This is a genomic window from Prosthecobacter sp. (assembly GCF_044227185.1).
Taxonomy (GTDB): domain Bacteria; phylum Verrucomicrobiota; class Verrucomicrobiia; order Verrucomicrobiales; family Verrucomicrobiaceae; genus Prosthecobacter.
Map to the genome: position 1 here is coordinate 77,365 of NZ_JBGAFO010000011.1, position 25,740 is coordinate 103,104.

At 64.0% G+C, this 25,740-nt stretch carries 22 protein-coding genes; 11 read left to right on the top strand and 11 right to left on the bottom strand.

Going from position 1 to position 25,740, the window contains the following annotated elements:
- The first annotated feature begins 21 nt into the window (after positions 1-21).
- The 5 genes from ACILSQ_RS23395 (at position 22) to ACILSQ_RS23415 (ending at position 5,894) form a co-directional block, all read left to right on the top strand.
- Positions 22-441 (top strand): Hsp20/alpha crystallin family protein, encoded by a 420-nt coding sequence (locus ACILSQ_RS23395; RefSeq protein WP_395746091.1) that lies wholly within the window; start codon positions 22-24, stop codon positions 439-441.
- Complete coding sequence (lon, locus tag ACILSQ_RS23400) at positions 438-2,873, top strand: endopeptidase La (RefSeq protein ID WP_395746092.1); 2,436 nt, start codon at positions 438-440, stop codon at positions 2,871-2,873. Before ACILSQ_RS23395 ends, lon begins: the two co-directional genes overlap by 4 nt.
- Positions 2,874-3,023: 150 nt before the next feature.
- On the top strand, positions 3,024-4,181 hold the full coding sequence (locus ACILSQ_RS23405) for an ABC transporter permease (protein WP_395746093.1): 1,158 nt from the start codon (positions 3,024-3,026) through the stop codon (positions 4,179-4,181).
- Between the two features lie 11 nt (positions 4,182-4,192).
- Positions 4,193-4,951 carry an ABC transporter ATP-binding protein gene (locus ACILSQ_RS23410; RefSeq protein WP_395746094.1) on the top strand — a complete coding sequence of 253 codons (759 nt, stop codon included), beginning with the start codon at positions 4,193-4,195 and terminating at the stop codon, positions 4,949-4,951.
- Positions 4,952-4,955: 4 nt separating this feature from the next.
- Entirely contained in the window at positions 4,956-5,894 is a 939-nt protein-coding gene (locus tag ACILSQ_RS23415) for an efflux RND transporter periplasmic adaptor subunit (protein WP_395746095.1), read from the top strand.
- A 35-nt stretch (positions 5,895-5,929) separates the two neighbouring features.
- On the opposite strand, the gene ACILSQ_RS23420 is transcribed toward ACILSQ_RS23415, so the two are convergent.
- The 6 genes from ACILSQ_RS23420 to ACILSQ_RS23445 all read right to left on the bottom strand — a co-directional run bounded on the left by ACILSQ_RS23420 (position 5,930) and on the right by ACILSQ_RS23445 (position 11,289).
- Positions 5,930-6,772 (bottom strand): sugar phosphate isomerase/epimerase family protein, encoded by an 843-nt coding sequence (locus ACILSQ_RS23420; protein ID WP_395746096.1) that lies wholly within the window; start codon positions 6,770-6,772, stop codon positions 5,930-5,932.
- Positions 6,769-8,169 carry a hypothetical protein gene (locus tag ACILSQ_RS23425; protein WP_395746097.1) on the bottom strand — a complete coding sequence of 467 codons (1,401 nt, stop codon included), beginning with the start codon at positions 8,167-8,169 and terminating at the stop codon, positions 6,769-6,771. The genes ACILSQ_RS23420 and ACILSQ_RS23425 overlap by 4 nt, the downstream gene beginning before the upstream one ends.
- A 114-nt stretch (positions 8,170-8,283) precedes the next feature.
- Positions 8,284-8,589 (bottom strand): hypothetical protein, encoded by a 306-nt coding sequence (locus tag ACILSQ_RS23430; RefSeq protein WP_395746098.1) that lies wholly within the window; start codon positions 8,587-8,589, stop codon positions 8,284-8,286.
- 92 nt (positions 8,590-8,681) lie between these two features.
- Positions 8,682-9,725 carry an MlaD family protein gene (locus ACILSQ_RS23435; RefSeq protein ID WP_395746099.1) on the bottom strand — a complete coding sequence of 348 codons (1,044 nt, stop codon included), beginning with the start codon at positions 9,723-9,725 and terminating at the stop codon, positions 8,682-8,684.
- Positions 9,722-10,498 (bottom strand): ABC transporter ATP-binding protein, encoded by a 777-nt coding sequence (locus ACILSQ_RS23440; protein ID WP_395746100.1) that lies wholly within the window; start codon positions 10,496-10,498, stop codon positions 9,722-9,724. Before ACILSQ_RS23440 ends, ACILSQ_RS23435 begins: the two co-directional genes overlap by 4 nt.
- A complete protein-coding gene (locus tag ACILSQ_RS23445) occupies positions 10,495-11,289 on the bottom strand; it encodes an MlaE family ABC transporter permease (protein ID WP_395746101.1) in 795 nt (264 codons plus the stop codon). Before ACILSQ_RS23445 ends, ACILSQ_RS23440 begins: the two co-directional genes overlap by 4 nt.
- 219 nt (positions 11,290-11,508) lie before the next feature.
- On the opposite strand from ACILSQ_RS23445, the gene ACILSQ_RS23450 reads away from it, so the two are divergent.
- Both ACILSQ_RS23450 and ACILSQ_RS23455 read left to right on the top strand, forming a co-directional pair.
- Positions 11,509-12,012 (top strand): ferritin-like domain-containing protein, encoded by a 504-nt coding sequence (locus ACILSQ_RS23450; RefSeq protein WP_395746102.1) that lies wholly within the window; start codon positions 11,509-11,511, stop codon positions 12,010-12,012.
- A 204-nt stretch (positions 12,013-12,216) separates the two neighbouring features.
- On the top strand, positions 12,217-13,353 hold the full coding sequence (locus ACILSQ_RS23455) for a transposase (protein ID WP_395746103.1): 1,137 nt from the start codon (positions 12,217-12,219) through the stop codon (positions 13,351-13,353).
- Positions 13,354-13,382: 29 nt separating this feature from the next.
- Here the strand turns inward: ACILSQ_RS23455 and ACILSQ_RS23460 are convergent, their stop codons facing one another.
- The 3 genes from ACILSQ_RS23460 to ligD (ACILSQ_RS23470) form a co-directional block, all read right to left on the bottom strand.
- Complete coding sequence (locus ACILSQ_RS23460; protein ID WP_395746104.1) at positions 13,383-14,924, bottom strand: FAD-dependent oxidoreductase; 1,542 nt, start codon at positions 14,922-14,924, stop codon at positions 13,383-13,385.
- A gap of 77 nt (positions 14,925-15,001) precedes the next feature.
- Positions 15,002-15,904, bottom strand: a complete 903-nt coding sequence (gene ligD / locus ACILSQ_RS23465; protein ID WP_395746105.1) for a non-homologous end-joining DNA ligase — start codon at positions 15,902-15,904, stop codon at positions 15,002-15,004.
- Positions 15,901-17,652, bottom strand: a complete 1,752-nt coding sequence (ligD, locus tag ACILSQ_RS23470) for a non-homologous end-joining DNA ligase (RefSeq protein WP_395746106.1) — start codon at positions 17,650-17,652, stop codon at positions 15,901-15,903. Before ligD (ACILSQ_RS23470) ends, ligD (ACILSQ_RS23465) begins: the two co-directional genes overlap by 4 nt.
- A gap of 357 nt (positions 17,653-18,009) precedes the next feature.
- On the opposite strand from ligD (ACILSQ_RS23470), the gene ACILSQ_RS23475 reads away from it, so the two are divergent.
- The gene (locus ACILSQ_RS23475) at positions 18,010-18,669 is read left to right on the top strand and encodes a hypothetical protein (protein WP_395746107.1); all 660 of its coding nucleotides are present in this window, start codon (positions 18,010-18,012) and stop codon (positions 18,667-18,669) included.
- Positions 18,670-18,933: 264 nt separating this feature from the next.
- On the opposite strand, the gene ACILSQ_RS23480 is transcribed toward ACILSQ_RS23475, so the two are convergent.
- The gene (locus tag ACILSQ_RS23480; protein ID WP_395746108.1) at positions 18,934-21,264 is read right to left on the bottom strand and encodes an ATP-binding protein; all 2,331 of its coding nucleotides are present in this window, start codon (positions 21,262-21,264) and stop codon (positions 18,934-18,936) included.
- 643 nt (positions 21,265-21,907) lie between these two features.
- On the opposite strand from ACILSQ_RS23480, the gene ACILSQ_RS23485 reads away from it, so the two are divergent.
- From ACILSQ_RS23485 to ACILSQ_RS23495, 3 genes are all read left to right on the top strand, one after another.
- Positions 21,908-22,645 (top strand): HAD family hydrolase, encoded by a 738-nt coding sequence (locus tag ACILSQ_RS23485; protein ID WP_395746109.1) that lies wholly within the window; start codon positions 21,908-21,910, stop codon positions 22,643-22,645.
- On the top strand, positions 22,642-23,418 hold the full coding sequence (locus ACILSQ_RS23490; RefSeq protein WP_395746110.1) for an ROK family protein: 777 nt from the start codon (positions 22,642-22,644) through the stop codon (positions 23,416-23,418). The genes ACILSQ_RS23485 and ACILSQ_RS23490 overlap by 4 nt, the downstream gene beginning before the upstream one ends.
- Positions 23,419-23,790: 372 nt before the next feature.
- On the top strand, positions 23,791-23,949 hold the full coding sequence (locus ACILSQ_RS23495) for a hypothetical protein (protein WP_395746111.1): 159 nt from the start codon (positions 23,791-23,793) through the stop codon (positions 23,947-23,949).
- A 187-nt stretch (positions 23,950-24,136) separates the two neighbouring features.
- Here the strand turns inward: ACILSQ_RS23495 and ACILSQ_RS23500 are convergent, their stop codons facing one another.
- Positions 24,137-25,690 (bottom strand): cytochrome B6, encoded by a 1,554-nt coding sequence (locus ACILSQ_RS23500; RefSeq protein WP_395746112.1) that lies wholly within the window; start codon positions 25,688-25,690, stop codon positions 24,137-24,139.
- Positions 25,691-25,740: the final 50 nt, after the last annotated feature.

The following is a 25,740-nucleotide window of genomic DNA, read 5'->3' on the forward strand; positions in this document are numbered from 1 at the left end:
ACCCACGCAATCCCGCACGCCATGCCGCGCAGCATCCGTCTCAGCCGCTTGTTTTCGATGGCCGACCAACTGGCGGCCCAGCTCCAGGGCCTGCAGTTTGCCGGCTGGAAATCTCCGGAAGCCCTGTGGAGGCCGGATGTGAACGTGTATGCGCATTCGGACCGGCTGGAGGTGTGCGTGGACCTGGCCGGGGTGAACAAGCAGGAGATCCAGGTGGAGGCGGAGCCGCGGCGGCTCGTGGTGCGCGGGCAGCGCCAGACGCCGGACGGCAGGTGCGATGCGGAAGCCTGCTGCCGCATCCTGGTCATGGAAATCCCGGAGGGAAATTTTGAGCGTGTGCTGGAGTTTCCCGTGGCGGTGGACACGGAGCGTGTGACCGCGAAGCAGGAAAACGGGTGGCTGTGGATCACCCTGCCCATTCAAATGGAGGAAGTGTCATGATGGAGAATCTGTTATTGAAAGCAGCGGAAGGAAACGCCGAGCCGGTGAATGCGCCGGCTTCCGCCACCAGCACGGGCGGAGAGACGGACAAGCCGGTGACTGTGCCGGGGCCGGTGGAGGTGCTGCCCATCCTGCCGCTGCGTGACACGGTGCTGTTTCCAGACACGGTGATGCCGCTGAGCATCGGGCGTGCCTCCAGCCTGCAACTGCTGGAGCAGAGCCTGCCGCAGAGCAAGCTGCTGGGGCTGGTGCTGCAGAAGGACAAGGAGAGCGACAATCCCACGCTGGAGCAACTGCACGAGCAGGGCGTGATCGGCCGCGTGGTGCGCATGATGCGGCAGGAGAGCGGCGTGGTGATCCTGGTGCGCGGCGAGCAGCGCATGCGCATCAAGAACGTGGTGCAGCAGGAGCCGTACATGAAGGCGGAGGTGGAGACGCTGAGCAGCGTGATGCCGGCGAAGGAGGACGACATGGCGGAGGCCGCCGTGCGCAATCTGCGCGAGTCCGCCACGAAGCTGCTGGGCCTGCGGCCGGAGGTGTCAGAGGAGGTGAAGGCGCTGTTTTCCTCGATCGAGAACGCCGGCACGCTGACGGACATCCTGGCGGCGAACCTGAGCATCGAGACAGAGGCGAAGCAGAAGCTGCTGGAGGAGACGCATGTGGCGCGGCGCGTGGCGGCGCTGGAGGTGCACCTGAACAACCAGCTCCACATCGCGGATCTGCAGAGCAAGCTGCGGGAAAATGTGAGCAGCGAATTTTCCGAGGCGCAGAAGCGCGCGTATCTGCGCGAGCAGCTCCGCGCCATTCAGAAGGAGCTGGGAGAGGACGGCAGCGGCGAGGAGCAGGTGGAGGACATCCGCCAGCGCCTGGACAAGGCCGGACTGCCGGAGAAGGCCCGCGCGCAGGCGGACCGCGAGCTGAAGCGGCTGGAGATCATTCCGCCGCAGAGCCCGGACCACTCCGTGATCGTGAACTACCTGGAGACGCTGGCCGAACTGCCATGGAATGTGCTGAGCGAGGAGAAGGTGGACCTGCACAAGGCGCAGGAGATTCTGGACCGCGACCACTACGGCCTGACGAAGGTGAAGAAGCGCCTCATTGAGTATCTGGCGGTGCGCAAGCTCAATCCCACCGGGCGCGGCCCCATCCTGTGCTTCCTCGGCCCGCCGGGCGTGGGGAAAACGAGCCTGGGGCAGTCGATTGCGGAGGCGCTGGGCCGCAAGTTTGCGCGCATCAGCCTGGGCGGCCTGCGGGATGAGACGGAGATCCGCGGCCACCGCCGCACCTACATCGGCTCCATGCCGGGGCGTTTGATCCAGGAGCTCAAGCGCCTGGGCACGCGCAATCCGGTGCTGATGCTGGATGAGATCGACAAGCTGGGCGCCGACTTCCGCGGCGATCCGGCGAGCGCGCTGCTGGAGGTGCTGGACCCGCGGCAGAACCAGGAGTTCACGGACCGCTACATCGATGTGCCGTTTGACCTCTCGCAGATCATCTTCATCGCCACGTGCAACACGCTGGACACCATTCCCGCGCCGCTGCGCGACCGCATGGAGATCGTGGAGCTCACGGGCTACACGGAGCGCGAGAAGCTGAGCATCGCGAAGAACTACCTCATCAAGCGCCAGCTCGGCGAGCATGGGCTGACGGAGGAGCAGTGCACGTGGAGCGACGAGGCGGTGGAGCGCGTGATCGAAGACTACACGCGCGAGGCGGGGGTGCGAAATCTGGAGCGGCAGATCGCCTCGGTGACGCGGCACATCGCGGCCAGCATCGCGAAGGAAGAAATGGCGAAGGCGCATGTGACGCCGGGCATCGTGCGCGAGGCGCTGGGGCCGGCGGCGTTTGTGCGTGAGAGCAAGCTGCAGACCAGCGCGCCCGGAGTGGTCACCGGTCTGGCTTACACCACGGCCGGCGGCGAGGTGCTGCACATCGAGGCGCTGCGGTTTCCCGGCAAAGGCGGCTTCACGCTCACGGGACAACTGGGAGACGTGATGAAGGAGTCCGTGCGCGCCGCGCTGAGCCTGGTGCGCAGCCGTGCGGTGCAGCTCGGGATTGATCCGGAGACTTTTGACAAAAACGAGGTGCATGTGCATGTGCCCGCCGGCGCCGTGCCGAAGGACGGCCCCTCCGCGGGCATCGCGATGTTCACCGCGCTGGCCTCGCTTTTCTCCAACCGCTCCGTGAGCAAGGACGTGGGCATGACGGGGGAGGTGACGCTGCGCGGGCTGGTGCTGCCCATCGGCGGGCTGAAGGAGAAATCCATCGCCGCGCTGCGCGCCGGACTGAAGACCATCCTCATTCCGAAGCTCAATGAGAAAGATCTGCCGGATCTGCCTGAAGAAGTGCGGCAGCGCCTGAAGATCATTCCCGTGGAGACGGTGGATGAGGTGCTGGCGGCCGCGCTGGAACCGGCTGCGGAGAAGGCGTGAGGCACGCGGGGGCGGCTGACGCTTTTTTGCCGTGATGCCACGGGATCTCCCTGGCGGAGAGGGAGACTTGCGTTTGCTGAATGATGCGCCGCGCAAGAATGGCGGGCTTTTGCGCATTGTGGCGGCGGGGGGTGAACCCACTGTGGGGGCGTGTATTACTACGCCTTGAAAATGCTGATCGGTGACCGCGCCAAATACATTGGCATCATCATCGGGCTGACCTTTGCCTCGCTGCTGATCACGCAGCAGTCGGCGATTTTTGCGGGCGTGATGTCGCGCACGTTCAGCTTTCTCACGGATGTGGCGCTGCCGGACATCTGGGTGGTGGACCCGCAGGTGCAGTACATTGATGACATCAAGCCGATGCAGGACACAAGGGTGCTGCGCGTGCGGGGCGTGGCGGGGGTGGAATGGGCGGTGCCGCTGTACAAAGGCGCGCTGCGGGCGCGGCTGGACAACGGCACTTTCCAAACCTGCATCGCCATCGGGCTGGATGATGAAACGCTCATTGGCGGGCCGCCGCAGATGATCAGCGGCAGCATCTCGGACCTGCGCCGCAGCGATGGTGTGATCGTGGATGAGGCCGGAGCGCGCGGCAAGCTGGCCCGGCGCGCGCCGGACGGCACGCTGGTGCCGCTGAAAGTGGGAGACACGCTGGAGCTGAACGACCACCGCGTGTTTGTGGTGGGCATCTGCCGCGTGACGCAGACCTTTCAGGCGAATCCGGTGATCTACACCACCTATTCGCGCGCGACGACCTTTGCGCCGCAGGAGCGCAAGCTGCTGTCCTTTGTGGTGGCGAAGGCGCAGGCCGGCGAGGATGTGGAGGCGGTGTGCGCCCGCATCCGGGAGGTGACGGGGCTGATGGCCTACACGCCCGCGAAGTTCAAGGAGCTGACCTTCTACTACTATCTCAGGTTCACCGGCATGCCGATCAACTTTCTCACCGCGGTGGCGCTGGGCTTCATTGTGGGCATCACCATCTCCGGGCAGACCTTCTACAATTTCACCCTGGACAACCTGCGCTACTTCGGAACGCTCAAGGCGATGGGCACCACGAACCGGACGCTGCTCCGGATGATCCTGTTTCAGGCGGTGATCGTGGGTGCCATCGGCTACGGCCTGGGCGTGGGCCTGGCCTCGGCCTGGGGCGGGCTGCTCAGCGGGCGCACGCAGATCGCCTTTCTGCTGCCCTGGCAGCTTCTGCTGATCTCGGCGGTGGCGGTGATGTTCATCTGTCTTTCCGCTGCGGCGCTGAGCATCCGCAAAGTGATGAAACTGGAGCCCGCGGTGGTGTTCCGCAGTTGATGACCTTCCTCATGAGCACCGTTTTTCAAGCCTCCCCGTCAAACCAGACCGCCGTGCGCTGCCGTGGTCTGACGAAGACCTTTGGCAGCGGGGCGGCGGCGGTGCAGGCGCTGCGCGGGGTGGACCTGGAAGTGCGCACCGGCGAGCTGCTGATGCTGGTGGGGCCCTCCGGCTGCGGCAAGACGACGCTGATCTCGGTGATCGCCGGCGTGCTCAGCCGCGATGGCGGAGACTGCGCGGTCTTCGGCCGTGATTACCTGACGATGACGGAGCAGGAGACGACGCGCTTCCGCGGTGAGCACATCGGCTTTGTGTTTCAGGCGTTCAACCTGATCCCCACATTGACCGCGGCGGAGAATGTCTCCGCGCCGCTGGTGATCAAGGGCATGAAGCGCAGGCCGGCGGTGGCGCAGGCGCGCGAGGTGCTGCGGCAGGTGGGGTTTGACGAACGCATGCAGGAGTCCTCCCCGGTGGACCTCTCCGGCGGGCAGCAGCAGCGCGTGGCCATCGCGCGGGCGCTGGTGCATCAGCCGGATTTGATCGTGTGTGACGAACCGACGAGCGCGCTGGACAGCGAGACGGGCTGGAAGGTCATGGAGCTCATGCGCAACCTCGCCCTGGCCACCAACCGCGCGCTGGTCGTCGTCACGCATGACGCGCGCATCTTTGAATTTGCCGACCGCATCGCGCGCATGGAGGACGGGCGCATCACCGGCATCGAAACTCCCTTGAAGCCCGCCGCCGGCGCGGCTGAACCCCGAACCCTCTGAAGCCATGATCCGCAAATACCTGCTCCCGATTCTTGCCCTTGCCGGCATTGTGCTCGGCATTGCCGTCGCCATCCAGGGTGCGAAACAGGTGACGCCCGCCGCGCCTGTGTCGCAGCCCGCGCATTCGCCGTACCGGATTTTTGTGGCGGGGTCCGGGCTGATCGAGGCGAGTTCGGAAAACATCGCGATCGGCACGACGGTGGGCGGCGTGGTGGCGCGCATCTATGTGCAGATCGGCAGCCAGGTGAAGGCGGGAGAGCCGCTCTTCACGCTGGATGACCGCACGCACCGCGCGGAGATAGCGCTGCGCGAAAATGCGGTGAAGGTGGTGGAGGCGCAACTGGCCGATGCGAGGGATGAGCTGGCCTTCAACGAAGGCCTCAGCAACACGGGGGCGGTGAGCGTGGAGGACACGAACAAGCGCCGCAACACGGTGCGCGTGGTGGAGGCGCAACTGGCGCAGACGAAGGCGCAGCTCTCCAGCGCCATGACGGAGCTGGAGAAGCTGACGGTGCGCGCGCCGGTGGACGGGCAGGTGCTGCAGCTCAAGGTGCACCTGGGCGAGTACGCGCCGGCGGGCATTCTGGGCACGCCGCTCATCATGCTGGGGAATGTGACGCCGCTGCATGTGCGCGTGGATGTGGATGAGGACGACGCGTGGCGCATCCGCTCCGGCGCGGCGGCCACGGCCTGCCTGCGGGGAAACAAGGACATCAGCACGCCGCTGAAGTTTGTGCGCTTTGAGCCCTACGTGCTCCCCAAGCGCTCTCTCACAGGGGACAGCACGGAGCGGGTGGACACGCGCGTGCTGCAGGTGATCTTCAGCTTCACGCGCGGAGACCTGCCGCTGTTTGTGGGGCAGCAGATGGATGTGTTCATCGACGCGCCCACGCGCAGCTTTTCCGCCGCGCCGGACAAGGCTGCGAAGGAAGCAGCGCCCTGAAGGCGCAGTGCGGTGCGGTGCGGTGCGGAACCGGCTCAATGAGAGGACTGCGCACAAATGCGGTCCAGGAACTCGCGGGCGCGGACGGCGCGGGCGAGCACGGTTTCCACGGAGTCGTTTCCAGAGCCCTGAAGCTCCAGCACCAGCACGCCGTGGAAATCATTGCGGCGCAGCTCTGCGACGACCCAGGGCCAGTCGATGCTGCCTTCACCAGGGGGAAGGTGGGCGTCCCAGTCGCCGTGGTTGTCATTGATGTGGACGAGTTTCAGATGGCCGGAGAGCTTCTGAATGACGAGGCCCATCTCGCGCGCGAGGTGCGCATGGCCGGTGTCCAGGCAGGTGCCGACATTGCAGGTGTTGATTTCGCCGAGAAGGTACATCACGTCCCGCACATGGCCGAAGAGCAGGTGGGCCAGCATGTTTTCCAGCAGGAGCTGCACGCCGAGCTCGCAGCAGCGCGCGGCCACCACATTGAGAGACTCCGCGGCATGGTGCATGTGCTGGAGGAACTCCGCCTCCGGCGGGCGGCCCGGGCGCTCCGGGCCGGGGTGCAGCACCACCTGGGCGCAGTCCAGCGCGGCGGCGGCCTCGCAGGCACGGAGCAGCTCTTGCAGAGAGGCCTCACGCAGGGAGCGATCCAGGGAGGTGATGTCGAGGCGGTCGGTAAAGGGGGCGTGGAAGGAGTGGGGGACCAGCCCGAGCTCGCGCATGCGGGCGCGGGCCTGGCAGACCTGCTCCATGTTGTGGTAGTCGAGATGGCGGGGCGAGGAGCAGACCTCGATCTCGCGAAATCCGGCCTCGCTCACGGAGGGCAGGATGTCGAAGATGCTGCGCTGGTAGAAGCAGCCGGTGGAAAGAGCAATGGGCCAGGGGGTCATGGAAGGAGTTTGGCCAGAAGCTTCTGGCGTGAGGGCTCGAGATCGCAGGTGCCCGCGGAGGGAGGAAAGCAGAAGCCTTTCTCGCGCGTGGAGGTGCAGTTCAGATCCACCAGGCGGTCGAGTCCGGTGAGGTGCAGGCAGGCAAAGAGCCGGGTGTAGAAGTCCGCGCGCGTGGCGGCCTCGTAGTCGTTCCAGTCGATGCCCCAGCCATAAGAGGGGTCTTCAAACTTGGAGCGGATCAATCCGGCGATGTGGCGCGGGTGCCAGCCCTGGGCGAGCAGGCAGCGGGTGACGAGCTGCATGCCGGCGGGCTTGAGCAGGAGGTCATTGGGACACTCCAGAACATGCCGCGCGCAGTGTGGCAGATGCTCCAGCGGCGTGCGGCCGTAGGTCTCAGGCCAGCGCTCGCGCGGATCATGCTGCGCGGAATAATAAAACTCATGGAAGCGGCGCAGGCGGGAGGCGAGGTAGTGCTCCAGCAGGCGCTGGGTGCCCTCCTCCTGCAGCGGGATGCGCACGCAGGCGCGCTGCGCGAGGTCCCGCACCTCGTCATCCACCTGGCGGACTTTGATGGCCTGGCGGAAGTCCATTTCATGAAGGGGAATGGAGCGGATGGCGGGAAGCTCCTCCTCAATCTGAAAGCGGCTGGCGATGCCGGTCTGCCAGGGCTTGCGGTAATTGGTGAAGGGCATGCGGATGGTGCGCGTGTGCAGCGGGTCGCCGTATTCGGAGATGTCGATGGAGATCATCTCGCGCTGGGCGGTGGCGCAGGGGCCCACATGCACGGCGGTGATCTCCACGGGCAGGTCGGAAAAGGCGGTGGCTCTTTCCTTGATGCCATGGGCGAGGAATTCGATGAGCAGCGCGATGGCCGTGAAGGCGGCCTGGTCCGCCGCGAGGATGCTGCCGGTGAGCACGGGAGGCACGCGCTCCATGCAGGGGGCGATGAGCTCAGGCGCGGGACACAGCGCGCCGATGCGCGCGGCGATCTCCGAGTCGCGCCGGATGCGCCAGACGAAATGGTGGCCCTGGCCGGTGATGAGATGGAGAGGCTGGATGCCGAGCTCGAGCAGCAGAGACTCGATGACATTGACGACGGGCTCCTGGAGTTCAAAACAGCGCCAGGGATCGACAAAGGCCTCGGCGGGGGAGTCGAAGTTCACATACTCCACATCGAGATGCAGCAGGTGCGATTCGGAGTCTGCGAGGGAGCGGGCGACGTCCATGTCGCGCTCGAGAAACCAGTCCAGCTCCGCGGCGGGGCGCAGATCCCTGCGGTCAAAGGGGCGGCCGTCCGTGTGGGTGAGGAAGGCCGCGGTGGCGTGGTCAAGAGTGTCGCCGCCAAGAAACTCGACGAACCTCTGCCGCACGGCGGGATCTGAAACGAAGGGGTTCATGAGAATGCCTCGGTGGGACGAGACACCCTAACTGCGGCGCGGGCGCGGGCTACGCATGCGGTGGCATCGTTGGACTGTATCTTGCCCGGTGGGTGTGGGGCATGCGCGGGCGCGTCACAGCATCTGCATGGGCAGGGCGCGGATGACGATCTCGGCCTGGTGGAAGCGGGCTTCGAGCTCGCGGCGGTAGGCGTGCCACCAGGCGGGATCCAGCGTGTCGGTCATGACTTCGTAGATGATGATCTCATCGCGCACTTCATTGCCTGCTTCTTTCCAGCGGCCCTCGGCGGGGGAGCGGATGTGCGCGGTGAGGCCGCCGTACTGCTCGGTGAGCTCCGCCTTGACCTCCGCGTAGAGCGCGGCGTCCAGCTTTTCGTGCTGGTTGTCATAGAGCGGGAGGAGGATCTGGACCAGGTGCATGAGACGGGGGCAGGGAGGGAGGAGGACGTCACGAATGAATCGCCGCTGTGCGCGGCGGCGGATGTTTGCGCCTGCTCTCCTCTCCAGAAGGCTCAGGGCTGAGTGGAGTGGAATCTGAAGAGCGGGTGGCCGGAGGGGGATTCGGATTTTCTGACGGAGGTCCCGCGTGAATCGTGAGTCTCTTCCGGATATTTTTTCGTGCCGGGCCAGACGAGACGCCAGGGCTGGTGCTTGAGCGTGTCGCTGGCTTCTTCGAGATTGGCCGCAGTGGCGGTCAGCTTGCTGGCAAACTGCTTGAACTGGCGATCGAGTGTCTCGCTGGCGATGCGGAGATTGTGCAGGGTGGCCTCGAGGTCCTGGTTTTTCTCCATGCTGCCGGTCATTTTTTCCGCGTGCGCCAGGGTCTTGGCCAGGTCGCTGTCCGGGCCGGTGAGCCTGGCCATTTGATCAAAGGCAGCCGCGAGCTTGCCGTCGTCTGCGGTGAGGTGGCGGATGTTTTCCAGGGAGCCGCGCAGCGCGCCATCCGGGCCGATGACTTCATTGAGATGGATGGTGAATTTTTTGAACTCCTCCAGCGCCTTGGGCAGGTCTGAGTTTTGCTCCGTGAGCTTGTTGAGATTGGCCGCGGTCTTCTGCAGGCCGTCAAAGGTCTCGGTGGCCTTCTTCAGCGCGGGATCGAGCTTTTCCAGCAGGGTGGGAACGGCATCCGCGAGGCCGGGGTCGCGCTCGCCGACGAAGGAGGTGCCTTCCGGGGCGAGACCGCTGGACTCCTGGCCGGTGGTGAAATCGATGACCGGTTTGCCGAGGAGGCTGGGCAGCGTCATGCGGGCTTTGACCTTGTTGAAGATCTTCGCGGACTTGTCCACCTGGATGTCCACCACGGTCTCGTATTTGGGTTCCGGACGCTCCTTTTCGGGAACGGGGGAGTGGAGCTCCGTGACCTGGCCGATCCGGCGCCCGGCCAGCAGCACGGGCGCGCCAGGCGCAAGGCTGGAGGCGTTTTCCAGATAGATGCGGAATTTCTTCTGCGGCACGAAGACCCCGGGCGCGCCGAGGTAGAGCAGCAGGCTGACGAGGGCTGCGAGCGTCACGACGACGAGCACGCCGGTGCGGATTTCATTGCGGAAGACAGTCATGATGGTGTGGCCTGAAGGATGGGACCCTGGGTGTCTCCAGCGATGAACTGGGCGACGACGGGATGGGTGGATGCTTTGAAATTTTCCGGGGTGTCGCTGGCGATGATGCGGCCCTGGTAGAGCATGGCCATGTGCGTGGCGACCTTGAAGGCGCTGCCCATTTCATGGGTGACGATGATGGAGGTGGCGCCGATCTTTTCGCTGAGGCTGATGATGAGCTCGTCAATGACGGCGCTGATGACGGGATCAAGCCCGGCGGTGGGCTCATCGTAGAGGATGAGCTCGGGGTCCATGATGATGCCACGGGCGAGGCCGATGCGCTTGCGCATGCCGCCGCTGAGCTCCGCGGGCATCTTGTCGCGCGCGTCAGACATGCCGACGAGGGCGAGCTTTTCCTCCACCAGGTGGTCGATTTCTGAGCGCGACTTGGTGGTGAGCTCCTCCAGGGGGAGGGCGAGATTGTCCCGCACGCTGAGGGAGCTGATGAGGGCGCTGTATTGATAGACCATGCCGATCTTCTGGCGCATGCGGTTGAGCCGCAGGCGGCCCATGCGGGTGACTTTGAGGCTGTTGAAAAGGATCTCTCCGCTGCTGGGCCTGAGCAGGCCGAGAATGAGGCGGAGCAGGGTGCTCTTGCCACCGCCGGACTGGCCGAGCACCACGAGGCGCGAGCGCGGGGGCACACTGAGGCTGACGCCAGCCAGCACCTCCTTCTCATCGAAGGAGAGGCGCACGTCACGCAGTTCCACGGTGGGTTTGGCGGCATCGCTCATGGGTTGAAGAGTGAGACGAGGACGATGTTGGAGAGGGTGTCGAACGCGATGACGACGGTGATGGCGGTGACGACACTCTGGGTGGTGGCGGCGCCCACGCCGGCGGCGCCGCCGCGGACGGAGAGGCCTTTGTAACAGGCGACGATGCCGATGATGAGGCCGAAGAGGCAGCTCTTCACCGTGCCGGCGATGATGTCCCGCACGAGCATGCTCTCCAGCGAGGCATCGACGAAGCGGCGGATGGGAATGTCAAAGGCCCAGCGGGAGATGAGCGCGGCGCCCACCATGGCGGTGAAGTTTGAAACGACGACGAGGCAGGGCAGCAGAAGCAAAACGGCGAGCACGCGCGGCCCCACGAGGAAGCGCAGCGGGCCGATGCCCATGGACTCGATGGCCTCCACCTCCTCCGAGACGACCATGGTGCCGAGCTCGGCGGTGTAGGCGGCGCCGATGCGCGCGGCCACCATGATGCCCGTCATCAGCGGGCCGAGCTCGCGGGTGAAGGAGATGGCCACCAGGCCGGGGACCATGCGCTCCTGCCCGAAGGTCTGAAGCTGGTAGCCGGTGAGCAGCGCCATGGTGAGCCCGATGAAAAAGGAGACGAGCGAGACGAGGCCGATGGAGCCCACGCCGGTGCGGTCTGTCTGCTCAAAAAAGATGGAGAGGCGGAAGGGCAGGCGGCCGCGCACCATGCGGTCTGCCATTTCCTGCACGGTGTCCACGAGAAGCCATACGACGCTGCTGAGATGCTGGAGCGACGTGCGGATGGCGGACCAGGGACCAAAAGACATACGCTCAAAGCATCGTTCACGGGGAGGGTAGTGGATGTTCTTTATTGCCGGGTCAGGGCCGGGTGGGAGCCGCAGAGGGTTCGAAATCAGCCACTTGCTGGAGCTCCCGGGCCCGCGCTTCCCGGGCCCGGCAGGATGAGGCTGGAGTCAGGATTTGCCCGAAGGCCGCGTCCAGCGCGGGGCTCGAAACATGAGTGACCCCCAAACCCCATCCCCCTTATGAAACTCAACACCCTCCACGATCTTTTCGTTCAAGAACTCAAGGACCTCTACAGTGCTGAAACGCAACTGGTGAAGGCTCTGCCGAAAATGGCCAAGGCCGCGTCCAACGACGAACTGCGCAACGGCTTTGAAGAACACCTGAAACAAACGCGCAACCACGTCACGCGGCTGGAGAACATCGCGAAGGCGGGCGACTTCAAGCTGACGGGGCACCGCTGCAAGGCGATGGAAGGCCTGATCACCGAAGGCAGCGAGCTCATCAGCGAAGATGCGGAGGACGCGGTGCGGGATGCCGGGCTCATCGGCGCCGCGCAGCGTGTGGAGCACTATGAAATCGCCGGCTACGGCACGGCCCGCGCGCTGGCGGTGAAGCTGGGCTATGACGATGCGGCGGACACGCTGAGCCAGACCCTGGAGGAAGAAAAGGAAACCGACATCAAGCTGACCGACCTGGCCACCTCGACGATCAATGACGAAGCGGCGGCGCTGGCGGAAGCGTGAGGCTTTTTCGTTCTTCTTTTCCCATTCCCACGCTCGTTATTCCCATTCACACACACACCGTACTGTCGCGCTAGCGGTGGCACGGTGTGATGTGGCGTAGGAGGCCAGCACTCTACGGGTACCTGACTGGTGTCCGCTGCGCTTTAACATAATGCCAGGCATTATGTGATTGCACGCTCAGCCTTTTTCGCCATCTTGGCGGTTATGAAGCATGCTCAATCCTCTCATTCCCAGCGCTTGGCGATTGAAGAACAGCTCGTCGGGGTGAATGCCAAAACCGGGCTCTTTCCTGGCGCGCGTTCTTGGTCTGGGGGCAGGCATCGCATTCTTGGGAAGGGGCCGCTGGAGTCGTATTGTTATCATGTGATGTCGCGCACCTCCGGCGGGGAGGTGCATTTCGATGAGGTGGAGAAGGAGGCGCTGCGGCGCGTCATCTGGCGGATGGCGGAGTTTTCTGGCATCAAGGTGGTGACTTACTGCATCATGCGGAATCATTTTCATCTTCTCGCGGAGGTGCCGCACCGGCAGACGTGGCTGGAGCGTTTCGAGGGGAAAGATGGTGAGGCGAAGCTTTTCGATCATCTCCAAACCCTCTACAGCCGTGCGTATCTGGGCCTGCTGCGCGATGAACTTGCCGATCTTCGCGCCCGCGGGATGCATGCTTTGGCAGCGCAGCGCATCGAAAACATCAAGAAGCGTTTCTGCGATCTGTCGCTCTTCGTCAAAGAAATCAAAGAGCGTTTCAGCCGCTGGTACAACAAGCGCCATGAGCGCCGGGGCACGCTGTGGATGGACCGTTTCAAAAGCGTGCTGGTCGAAGGCAAAGGGGAGCCGCTGCGCACCATGGCGGCGTACATCGATCTCAACCCGGTGCGTGCCGGCCTGGTCAAAGACCCGAAGGACTATCGCTGGAGCGGCTACGCCGAGGCGCTGAGCGGCAGCCGCAGGGCGCAGCGCGGTGTGTGCAAAGCTCTGGGCAAACCGGTGGATGGATGGAAGAGCGCCGGCGCTGCGGAAGCCTACCGCTGTCTGCTGCATGATGAAGGGCGCGAAGTGCGTGATGCGCAAAACGAAGCCGTGGTGCGTCGCGGCATCACCGTCGAATCCGCACGAGCCGTGCTGGCCGCCAAGGGCAAGCTCAGTCCTGCAGAGCTCGTGCGTCTGCGCGTGCGCTACTTCACCGATGGTGTGGTGCTTGGCAGCAAAGCTTTCGTCGAAGACGTCTTTCAGACGCAGCGAGAATCCTTCGGCCCGAAGCGCAAAGGCGGTGCCAGACGCATGCCCGCGTCTGATGCAGACTTCTACACCCTGCGGCAGTTGCGTGTACGGCCTTTGGGATGAGAAAGAAGTGACGGGACCCGTGAGCTTGGTTACATGCCCAAGGCGGGAGGCGGCCAGTCGGGGGAGAGATCGTCGGGGTCGACGGGTTCCAGCGGGGTCTCGGCGGGGCCGGTGAGGACTTTGCCTTCGGGAGTGAAGGTGGAGCCGTGGCAGGGGCACTCCCAGAGCTGGTCGGCGTGGTTCCAGCCGACGACGCAGCCCATGTGCGGGCAGATGGCGCTGAGGAGCGTGAGCCCGCCCTGCTTGTCCCTGGCGGCGGCGACTTTTTTGCCGTTCATGCGGAGGATGGCGCCATGGCCTTCGCCGAGTTCTTCGGGCTTGCGGCTGCTGCCCATGAAGAGGCTTTTGGTGAGGTAGTAGGGGTAGTCTTTGTTCTCCTTCAGGTAGTCCCAGGTGCTGGAGAGCTCCTTGCGCTCCACGTGGAAAAGACTCTTCCAGGGGCTGGCGATGCCCTGCACGTGCTCGGCAAACATCATGCCGGAGAGGGTGCCGAAGGTCATGCCGGTGCCGGAGAAGCCGGTGGCCACAAACTGCCCGGCGTATTCGCCGATGTAGGGCAGGCCATCCACGGTTTCGATGACCTGGCCGGACCAGCGGCGGAGAAAACGGGCGCTGGGGAACCACTTCTGAACACGCTGCATCAGCGCGGTGTAGCGTGCATCTGTGTCCTCCTCCTGGCCGGTTTTGTTGTCCTCGCCGCCGGCGATGATGCGCAGGGTGTCTCCCACTTTGTCAGTGCGGAAGTAAAAGTACGGATCTGCGGTGTCCCACCAGAGGGCCTCGGGCACGACGGTGTCCGGCAGCTCTGCCTCCATGGCGTAGGTGGTGTATCCGGCGAGCTTGGTCTGCAGCAGGGTGGAGCTGAGCATGCCGGCGGTGCCCTGCAGCGGCACATGCGTGGCGATGAAGACGTGCTGGTAGGAAATGGTGTGGCCGTTGCAGCGCACGGTGCGCTTTTCAGGGTCGAACTCCCAGGCCTCGCAGTTTTCATGAATCTGCGCGCCCTTTTTTTGCGCCGCCTCCGCCAGGGCGAGCAGGTACTTGAGCGGGTGGAATTTCAGCAGGTTGGAAAAGAGCACCGCGGGCTGATGAGTGACGGGGCACTGCGAAATGAAGCGCGCGTCAAAACCCATCCACGAGGCGAGGGAGGCGTCCTCATGCAGGGCGGGAGTCTCGTCTTTTTCGGCACCCTCCGCGGCGTAGAGATACGCGGGCACATGGCTGAAGTCGCAGTCGATGGATTCGGCGCAGACGTTGCGGCGGATTTGATCGGAGGAGGCCTTGCAGGCATCCCACACGGCCTCGGCATGCTCGCGGCCAAAGGTTTTCACGAGGTCGCGCAGGCGCTCGTCGGTCGGATAGCTGATGTGGGCGGTGGTGCAGAAGGTCTGGCCGCTGCCGAGCCTGTCCTTTTCCACCAGGATCACCGAGCAGCCGGCCTGGGCGAGCAAGTAGGCGGCGGTGACACCCGAGATGCCGCCGCCGATGACGAGGGCTTCAGTGCTGGCATCCTGATCGAGCGCGGGAAAAGAGGGGACGGATGCGAGCTTCCATGGAGATTCGTGTTTCATAGGAACGAAGAAAAGGCGGAGGCCTATGGATGTATTCGCAGGAAGCGGCGCGAACAGCCGTGGGGAACTCCAGCCACCTAGCGAATCGCCGGAAGCTTTTGCTTCAGCGTGAGCACGGGGGCGAAGAGGTCGCCGTGTTTTTTGACGCGCTGGAGGACTTCCTTCGCTTCAAAGCTGAGCTTCTTTTTGCGCTTCACGGCGGCGGCGACTTCGTCCCAGGTGACAGGAGTGGAGACGGTGGGGTGATCCTTGGCGCGGAGGGAGTAGGCGCAGACGGTGGTCTTATGGTCGTCGTTCTGGCTCCAGTCCACGAGGACCTTTCCCTTGCGGAGCTTTTTGAGCATGTTCGAGACCACGAGGTCGGGGCACTGGCTTTCCAAGGTCTGCGCGATGGTGCGGGCGAATTCCTTGGTGCGGTCGTAAGTCACGGGCGTGTTCAGCGGCACATAAACCTGCAGGCCTTTGGAGCCGGAGGTTTTGGGGAAGGACTGCAGGCCGAGGGAGTCAAAGCAGTCCTTCAGCAGCAGGCCCACCTTGCAGCAGGTGAGGATGTCCGCGGGCGCGCCGGGATCGAGATCAAAGGCGAGCGCGGCGGGGCGCTTCGGCGCGGTCTTGCGGTGGAGGAAGGTGTGAAACTCCAGATTTGCCAGGTTCGCGGCCCAGACGAGGGAGGGCAGGTCGTTGATGATGCAGTAATTGATCATGCCCTCCGACTTCGCCACCTTCGTGGTCTTGACCCATTTCGGGCGGTGCTCGGGGCACTCCTTTTCATAGAAGAAGAAACCCTTCACGCCATCCGGGTAGCGCTTCAGCGTCAGCGCGCGGGCCTGCAGGTGCGGCAGGAGCTGCTCCGCGATGCTGATGTAGTAGTGGATGACATCGCTCTTGGTGAAGCCGACGTCGGGATACATGACCTTGTCCAGATTGCTCACCGGGACCGGCATACCATTCACATCAAGCTGGGTTTTCTGGCTGCTCATGACTCCTGGATGCGTTCGCGGGTGACCTCGCCGGCGCGCTTGTCCTGGCGCAGGCCGAGGAAGACGGGGTGGCGCAGGCGGCCGTCCTGCGTCCACTCGGTGAACTTCACCTGGCAGACGAGCCTGGGCTTGAGCCAGGTGCATTTCTTCATCTCGGATCTGGTGATGCCCTGGCCCCAGCGCCCGCTGGTATCTGCTGGTAGGTTGGCAAAGGGGCACTTCTCCTGCACCAGGGGCTGAAACTGGCGGTGAAGGGTCCGCAGCATCTCGGTGTCAAAGCCGGTGCCCACCTTCCCGGCGCACTGCAGTTTGCCATCCGCATGCACGCCGATGATGAGGGCGCCGATGTGCTTGCGGCTGCCGGTGGGGTCGGTGTACCCGCCGATGACCACCTCCTGCTCGCGGTTCAGCTTCAGCTTCACCCACTGGCCGCTGCGGCGGCCGACTTCATAGGTGGATTCGGGGCGTTTGCCGATGAGGCCTTCCAGGCCGAGCTTCTTCGCCTGCTTGAGCAGTTCATTCACATCTCCTTCGAGGGAGTCGGAGTAGCGGATGACGTCCGAGCCTTTGAGGAGGGCGCGCAGGGCTTCCTTGCGCTTGAGCAGGGGCTCGCCGGTGAGGTCGCGTTTTTTCAGGCGCAGCAAATCAAAGACGTAGTAGCACAGCGGCGGGCGCTCCTGGCCGAGGTCGTAGGCCTGCAGGCGCTGGAAGGAGGAGAGTCCTTTGTCATCAAGCGCCACGATCTCGCCGTCGAGGACGCAGTCCGGCAGCGAGAGCTCGCGCAGGGCGTCGGTGATCTCGGGAAATTTTTGCGTCATGTCCTTTTCCGTGCGGGAGACGAGGGCGGGGTGGCGGCCGTGGTTGATGGCGAGGGCGCGGAAGCCGTCGAACTTCACTTCGTAAACCCAGTTGTCATCGGTGGGTGGAGAACTGAGCGCCTTGGCCTTCATGGGCTCGACAAACCAGGACATGGCGGCGCGGGAGGCGGGCGGTGGATCTTCTGAGGCTGGGTCAGCGGCTGCGGAGGCTGCATTGCTCTTGCTCTTGGTTTTCGCTTTGCCCTTCGCTGACTTCTTGGCGCGGCTGCTTTTCTTGCTGCTCTCCTCTTCCTCTTCCTCTTCCTCCTCCTCGTGATGGTGGTGGGCGGGAGGGAGTTTGTCCTTGCCCTTGCCCTGGCTGCGGTTGCTGATCCAGGGCTCGGCATCGGCCAGGTCCTTCATGTGGCGGCCGGAGATGGCGGAGGTGTCGTCCATGCGCTTGCTCACGGGCTTCAGGTCCTCTCCGCCGCGGATGAGAAGCCACTGTGGTTTGCCTTCCTTACCGTGCAGGCGCACGAGGTACCATTCGCCTTTGAGCTTTTTGCCGTGGAGCGTGAAGTGGAGCTTGCCGCCCTGCAGCTCCTTCAGCGGAGTCTTCGAGGCGGGCTCGTAGGTCCCGGTGTCCCAGACCATGACGGTGCCGCCGCCGTACTGGCCCTGGGGAATGGGGCCTTCAAAATGGATGTAGGAGAGCGGGTGGTCCTCCACCTCCACGGCCAGGCGCTTCTCTCCTTTGGCATAAGGGACGCCCTTGGGCACGGCCCAGGATTTCAGCGTGCCGTCGAGCTCCAGGCGGAAGTCATAGTGCAGGTGGGAGGCGGCGTGCTTCTGAATGACGAAGCGGAGCGCGCCGCCGCGCCTCTCCTTTTTGCCACGGGGCTCGGCGGTTTTTTTGAAGTCCCGCTTTTTCTGGTACTCGCGCAAAGACATGGGGCATGATCATGCCGCCTTTCTCCGGCAGTTGCTGAGGACATCCTGGCAAAAAGTTCTCATGGGCTGCTCATGTATCGCACGCGTGGGAGGCGGTGCGCTTGTGGTTTTGCGGGAGCATGGCGGCCGCCTGCGTGCTCCGTGTGGTTTAGGGAGTGATGAAGCCTGAGTTTATGTCGGACAAAACCCTTTGATTGGGCGTGGTCGTTCTTCTCTTCACCCGCCTGTGGCGTCCGCGGCACATCTGCTGTGAGGCACCTGCGGTGACGAAGGACGAATCGACAGGGAGGCATGCTTTGGGTTGCGGGCGGATCATGAAACGGTCATCTACATGCGATCCCACCGAAACCAGCACCTATGAAATTACGTCGCTTCATTCAGCAGCATGCCCGGCTGGCCGCCCTGGCTGGCCTGGCCGTCAGTGGTGTTGATGCCCAGACGGTTCCGGAGCTCCCACCGCCCATGCGACCGGAAGTCCGGGCCCTGCTTGAAGAATATGGGACGGATGCGCCCTATGCCAACGTCAAGCGTTACATGGAGGTGGAGAGAGAGCTTGCCACACGCCCGGATATCAAGCAGGACCTGATGGATGATTTCAAGCGCTCGCTCGTACGGGATCGTCGGAATCCAGGCCAGGTGGCGGCATCCATGTCTCCGGGGCTGCCGCTGCGGGCGGACTTGACGGATGAGGAGCAGAAGCTCGTCACCGATGAGCTGGAACGAGTGATTGAATTTCCAAGCGCGGATTATTTTATCGGCCCGGCCATCCACATGCTGCGCCACTACCCCAGTCCGGAACATGAAGCTCTGGTGCTGCGATTTTTGCAGCGGGACGATCGGGAGTATCACACCCTTTTGGCCGCTTTTCGAACTCTAAGCGTCATCGGAAGCCCGAAGTCACTGGAGGTCATGCGGCAGATGGAGGCCCGTTTTGCAGCCATAAATCCGAAATATGTCTTCCTGAAGGAGATGCATGATCACATAGGCGCTTTGGAAACGCGGATGCAGAAGAGGTAGTCCGATGCCTGTGATCTTGTTTGTTGAGTCTCGCACAATAGCAGAGAGCCTTGCCCGCCTGAGAGACAGAGACAGACCCGTTTTCAATGAATTGTGGTATAAGAGGAAGCGATGAAGCAGTCTTTGCAGCAGTGTTTTGTACTGGCCTGAGCAAGTGCAGGCGATGAGGAGTGAAGGCTTTCGCGGCTTTGGGCCGCGGCAGTGCGGATGCTGTGAGGAGATAAGAGGCATGCGTGGCTGCCCCATGGAAGCATCATGGCTGCTTCAACTCATGGTCCGCCGTGCGGTATGCCCGAGCGTGTGCAGCGCGCGGTTGAGCTCGGCAAAACGGATGGGTTTCACCAGGTGGGCCACGAAGCCGGCGTCGCGTGAGTTTTGCTGGTCCACATCGGTGCCGTAGCCGCTGAGGGCGATGCCTTTCAGCCCGCGCTGATCGCGCAGGAGCTTCATGAGTTCGTGGCCGGTGCCGTCTGGCAGGCCGAGGTCTGAGACGACGCCGTCAAAGTCGGTCTCGCTGGCGCGGGCGAGGGCGTCTGCCTTGGTGCCGACGCCGACGACGGAATGCCCGGCGCGCACGAGCAGGCGGGAGAGCACCTGGAGGCTCTGCTCATGGTCTTCCACCAGCAGGAGGCGCAGGGGGGACTCCAGATCATGCCGCGCGGGACCGCCGCCGGGGGCGTCTGCCTCCATGCCGGGAGATTCCGGCACGGCGCCGGGGAGTGTGACGGTGAAGAGCGCGCCTTTTCCGGGCCCTTCGCTGTGGGCCTCCACGGTGCCGTGGTGGAGGGTGACGATGGCGCGGGTGATGGCGAGGCCCAGCCCGAGGCCGGGATAGCGTGAGTCGCGCCCGGTGGGGCCCTGCTCGAAGGGCTCAAACATGCGCTCTTTCACGGTGTCATCAAAACCCATGCCCTGGTCCTCGATCTCGATGACGAGGGAGTCGGAGGAACCCTGCGGCGAAGGAAGATCCGTGGAGCGGATGTGAACGGCGGTGCCGCGCGGGGAGAACTTCACGGCATTGCGCAGGATGTTCCAGAAGACCTGCTGCAGGCGTGTGGAGTCTCCGGGGAGCTGCGGTCGGGTGGCGCGCAGATCCAGGGTGATCCGCACGCCGCGCTCCTCGGCCTCGTCCTGCACGATCTCCACCACGTTGCGCAGCAGGGTGTGCGCGTTGCAGGGCTCGGAGCGCAGGGAAAGCTTGCCATGGGTGATGCGCGTGATGTCGAGGAGGTCATCAATGAGGCGGGCCTCGAGCGCGACATTGCGCTCCACCATGCGGAGCTGCTGGCGCACATCGTCCGAGAGGGCGGGGTCCTCCTGCAGCGCGCCGGCGGTCATGAGCACCGGGGTGAGGGGCGTGCGCAGCTCATGCGAGAGCTGGGCGATGAAGGCGTCCTTTGCGGCGGAGGCGGCACGGGCGGCGATTTCGCTTTCGCGCAGAACGGATTCCACACGGCGGTTTTCGGTGATGTCAAAGGTGGCGCCGTCAAAACGGAGCGGTGTGCCGTCCGCGGCATAGAAGGCGCAGCCGATGGCGCGGATCCACTTGATGCGGCCGTCTTCGGGCGAGACGGTGCGGTAGTCCATCTCAAAACGCTCCCGGGTGGAGATGGCGTGCTCGATCCTGCGGCGCGTGCGCTCGCGGTCGTCCGGATGCAGAAGTTCATAGAACAGCTCGATGCTCACCTGGGCGTCTGGCGGGAGCCAGAAGTGTTCTTTGACCATGCTGTCCCACTCCAGCGTGCCGAAGGGGAGATCGCAGAACCAGAAGCCGACTTCGGCGATGTCTTTGACGATCTCGATGCGCTGGGTGGAGCGGTGCAGGGCGTCCTCGGCGGCCTTGCGCTCGGTGATGTCCTGCACGGTGCCGCGCAGGCCGGTGATGGTGCCGTCGGGATCCTGCACGCGCTCACCGCGCGCGGTGACCCAGATGCTTTTGCCGTCGCGGAGGGCTTCGAGCTCCATGTTGTAGCCGATGCCGGTCTGCAAAGTCTGCTGCACGGCGCGGTTCAGGCGCTCCCAGGCCTCCACAGGGTAGAAGGTGCCGCGCTGGCCGGTGAAGGTGGGCAGGGGATCCGAGGCGGGGTCCAGGCCATAGATGCGGTAGAGCTCCTCGGAGCCGGTGGAGGCGTCCGTCCGCGCGTCCCAATACCAGCTTCCAATATGAGAGAGCTGCTGGGCCTCGCGGAGCTGGCGGGTCTGCTCGATGAGGGAGCGCTCGCGCTTTTCACGTTCGGCCAGCTCCAGGGCCACGCGCTCGCGCGAGCGGTGGAGCATTTCGCCGAGGGCGACGATGCCGGAGGTGAGGATGACAAAGCCGGTGAAGCCGATGGTCCAGGTGTACATGGACAGGCCGGTGTAGCGCGGGGTGACAAAGAGATACGCGGTGAGGACGAAGCCGATCAAGGCGGCCACGGAGACGGCGGGCCAGCGGCAGAAGCGGGCGGCCACGGCGATGCCGACAAAGAGGGTGAGGAAGGGCAGGCGGCCCTCCAGCCAGGGCTCGAGCAAGGCTCTGACGCCAGTGGCACCGAGCACAATGAGCATGGCGATGCCAAAGGACTTCAGGAAGGCGATGACACGTTGTCGCGACATGGGGGAGGCTGGCAGGAGAAGCCTAGCGGAAAGCCAGACGCCAGCAAGACGGAATGGCGCGGCGCGGCTTCAGGCACAGGGCTTACGCATGAAGCGGCCAGCCAGGGGACGGAGTCTTCTGTGACAGCCAGGCTTTTTGCCGGTGTTCATCGGTATAGGCGTTTGCAAAATTGATTTCCGAAAAGCACGCATGGAGACGTTCGGCGAAGGCTGGAGGACCAGCCTCCCCTGCCGTGCGCTGAGCGTGCGCATGTCCAGCGCGAGGCAAAGCGGGGCGGGGCGTGCCCATCCACCGTCGAAGTTCCAAGACTGCGGGGCAAGAAACAGCAGGCCTCCCGGAAATGAATTTTGCAAACCGCCATAGGCCCTGCCGACATGCCGGAGGGATGTGACTTCCCACCTGGCGGACTGTTCGCGTATATCCAGGCGTTGAAATAGTTGAAACGGTTGAAGTTTCGGCGCTGCCCTTCGTCATCTATTATGGCATTTTGTACAGCGGAAGCATTCCAAGACGCCAAATTCTACTCCTCATACTCAGGCGTTTCATTCATGCGCAGGCCCTGCTTCAGGCACTCGTAGGCAGCGGCGAACTAGGCGCGGCGCCGAGGAAAGACACGGCCAGCTTCGTGGCGGGCACGATTTAATGGCATCTGTGGAAAACAACGAGATCGCAGCCACGAAAAACGCCACCCCATGCCTGCCACCGGGAGGCCTGAGGGCCCTTGCCACGGATTTTGACGGCACGCTGGCGCATGATGGCAAGGTGAGCGAGCCGGCGCTGCAGAGCGTGCTGCGCCTGAAGCGCGCGGACTGGCGGCTGATCATGGTGACAGGGCGCGAGCTGAACAGCCTGAAGGCCACGTTTCCGCAGCTCGGGCTCTTTGACCTGGTGGTGCTGGAAAACGGCGCGGTGCTGCATGAGCCGGCCACGGGCAGGACGGAGGCGCTGGCCGCGCTGCCGCCGCCGGAATTCATCACAAGGCTGATCGGAAAAGGCATGCCGGTGGAGGTGGGAAAGGTCATCGTGGCCACCTGGGAGCCGCATGAGGCGGAGGTGCTGGCGGCGATCAAGGAGCTGGGGCTGGACCTGCAGGTGATTTTTAACAAAGGCGCGGTGATGGTGCTGCCCAGCGGGGTGAACAAAGCCACTGGACTGCGCGCGGCGCTGGGCGTGCTGGGCCTGGAGCTTTCGCAGGTGGCGGGCGTGGGCGATGCGGAAAACGACCACGCGTTTCTGGACATCTGCGGCTGGTCCGTGGCGGTGGCGAATGCGCTGCCGGCCGTGCGCGCGAAAGTGAACCACGTCACCGAGGCAGGCCATGGTGACGGCGTGGCGGAGCTCATCGAATGCCTGCTAACCCCTCATCCCATTCAAGCATGAAAGTACTGATGATCGATGTCGGCGGAACGAATGTGAAACTCATGGCCAGCGGGCATGAGGGCTTCCGGCGCTTTCCCTCCGGGCGCGGGCTCACCGCGGCGAAAATGGTGCAGGGCGTGCAGGAGCACACGGCGGACTGGGACTATGAGGCGGTGTCGCTGGGCTTCCCGGGGCTGGTGAAGCACGGGAAGATCGCGCGGGATCCGCTGAACCTCTCCGGCGGGTGGATGAACCATGATTTTGAAAAGGCCTTTGGGAAGCCGGTGCGCATCATCAATGACGCGGCGATGCAGGCGCTGGCGAACTACGACAGCGGCCGCCTGCTGTTTCTCGGCCTCGGCACGAGCGTGGGCGCGACGCTGATCGCGGATGATGTGGTGGTGCCGCTGGAGATCGGCATCATGCCGCTGTCGAAGTCGGAGCTCTTCATGGACCGGCTGAGCAAGAAGGCGCTGAACTCGTATGGGAAGCGCCGCTGGCAGAAGGCGGTGAACCGCGCGGTGTTTCTGCTGAAGGACATTTTCTGGCCGGATCACTTCCAGCTCGGCGGCGGCAACACAAAGCACCTGGACCCGATTCCGGATGGCTGCGTGGCGGGGACGAACCAGGACGCCTTCCGCGGCGCGCTGCGCCTGTGGCCAGGCGCGGACATGCTGGCGGAGCCTCACGCGACGACGCTGAGGATTGTGCGCACACCCGCGCCGGAGAAGGAGGATGAGGGGAAGAAGGCGAAGGGGAAGGAGAAGGAGAAACAAAAGGACAAGGAGAAGTGAGGGCGTGCGCGGTGGCAAGCGAGCGCCGAAGGAGCGCGGGCCTCCGAGCCCGCAGCGCTCCGCAAGCAAGTGACGCTCCGCTTCTGCCGTTCGCTTTTTGGGGAGGCGCGCCACTCCACGAGTCAGCGTGCCCAGCGCCGAAGGAGCGCGGGCCTCCGAGCCCGCAGCACTCCGCAAACAAGTTGACGCTCCGCTTCTGCCATTCGCTTTTTGGGGAGGCGCGCCACTCCACGAGTCAGCGTGCCCAGCGCCGAAGGAGCGCGGGCCTCCGAGCCCGCAGCGCTCCGCAAACAAGTTGACGCTCCGCTTCTGCCATTCGCTTCTTGGGGGAGGCGCGCCACTCCACGAGTCAGCGTGCTTGCGACGTGTTGCATGAAGGAACACCTGCTTTGCGTGGACGACCTGCTGCGGGCTCGGAGGGCCCGCGCTCCTTGGGCGCTTTCATCCGCCGGGCGTTTTTGTGTGGCGGTGGTTGTCCTGATTGATGGATCGTGGTATGAACTGGTAATGGAAATGATGGTGGCGATTTGAGGGCTTCGGCGCGGGTTGCTGGTTCGTTCATTTTGGGCTTGGCGGGGCGTCAAGGCTGGGGAGGGATAAGAGACTGGGGTGTGGCGGAGTGCTGCGGACTGAAGTCCGCGCTCCAAAGGGGCAAAAAAAAGCCCGGGCCTTTTGGGGGCGCCGGGCTCTGGTTTTGGGGTGGGAAAGATGGGGGCTCTTACAGGGTCCTCAGGAAGTCGGCGAGGTCCTTCTTTTCGTCTTCGGTGAGGTGGGTCTGGAGCACGAGATTGAAGAACTCGACGGTGTCTTCCAGCGTGAGGCAGCGGCCGTCGTGGAGATAAGGCGGGCTTTCCTTGATGCCGCGCAGGGTGAAGCTCTTGATGGGGCCGAGCGGGGCTTCATTGATGAAGCGCTCGGTCTTCAGGTCGTGATAGAGCTGGTCGAGATAGAAGGGCGCGGGGTGGCAGTTCGCGCACTGGGCTTTGCCAAAGAAGAGCTGCTCGCCGCGGAGCTCGGACTCGGAGGCCTTGGACTTGTCCAGGCGGCCGGTGACTGGGTCGAGCTTCGGCGCGGGCGGAAAATCAAACATGTTCTGCATCTGCGCCATGTGGCTGACCTGCACGCGGTCCAGGATCATGGCGCCTTTTTTGAAGGCGTGGATCTCGTCGCCATTGAAATAGGCGGTGCGCTGCTCGAACTCGGTGAAGTCCTCCACGGAGCGCAGGCTGCGCTTGGAGCCGTGGATCTGCTGATTGAAGACGCCGCGCAGGCTCACGGTGTCCAGGCGCATGCGGCGCTGCTGCGGGCGGTCGTCGGGATTGAGATGGAACTGGCCGGTGGTGTGGCCGTTCACATGGCAGTCAAAGCAGGTGACGCCGAGGCTGGGCTGCTCGGACTTGCGGTCGTCGGTGGCGTTGAACTCCTCCTGCGGCATGGGCGTCAGCAGCAGGCGGAGGCCATCGAGCTGCACGGGGGTGAGGATGTCTTTGAAGAGCTTGTAGTAGTTGTTGATGGAGATGACCTCGCCGCGGGAGACGTCTCCCAGCTCAGGGCGGCTCTGCAGGAAGATGGCGGGCGGGAACTCGGGCAGGAAGGCGTCCGGGAGGTCGAAGTCCACATCGTAGCGCTGGAGGCGCGGGAACATCTCGATCTGCATCGCGGGAAACACCATGCCGCCGGCCACCTGCTTGGGATGAGGCAGAGCAGGGTAGGGGAAGGCATCGTTTTGTTTGATGTCCTCGGGCTTCATGGTGTCCAGATCCGCCCAGGTTTTGCCGTCCTTGAGTCTGGCGGTGGGACCCATGGGCACGGGTTTGCCACGGCTCATTTTTTCCGTGGGGTGGGCCTTGGGCTGGAGGTTGTAGCGGGACTCGAGGAGCTTTTTCTGCGCGTCCATGATGGCGGCTTTGTCATGCTTGTCCGCGGTCATGATCTCCCCGAGGGTCTGCATGGGCTTGTCGGCATTGAGCGGATCGCGGTAGAAGTCAAAGCCGGTGATGGCGCCTCCCTTGGGCTGGTCTTTGACGGCGGCATTGACGAGCGGGGCCTTGTCGGGCTTGAACTTGTCGGGGTCGGCATCGTGGGAGGTCTTGGTCTGCTCAGGGCGGGTGGATTCCACCACGCGGGGTGTCTGGGCCTCTTCGGCGGCGTCTGGCAGGGGATGCGCGCCCTTCTTGGCGGCGTCCTTTTTGGACTGCGCCATCAGGGTGCCCATGGCCAGGAGGACCACCACCACGGCGGGCTGCAAAATGGGGAGTAGGATGGGTTTCATGACCAGCGTTCGGGCGGCGGGAAGACGGCGGTCGTTTTTATCAGCGTGCC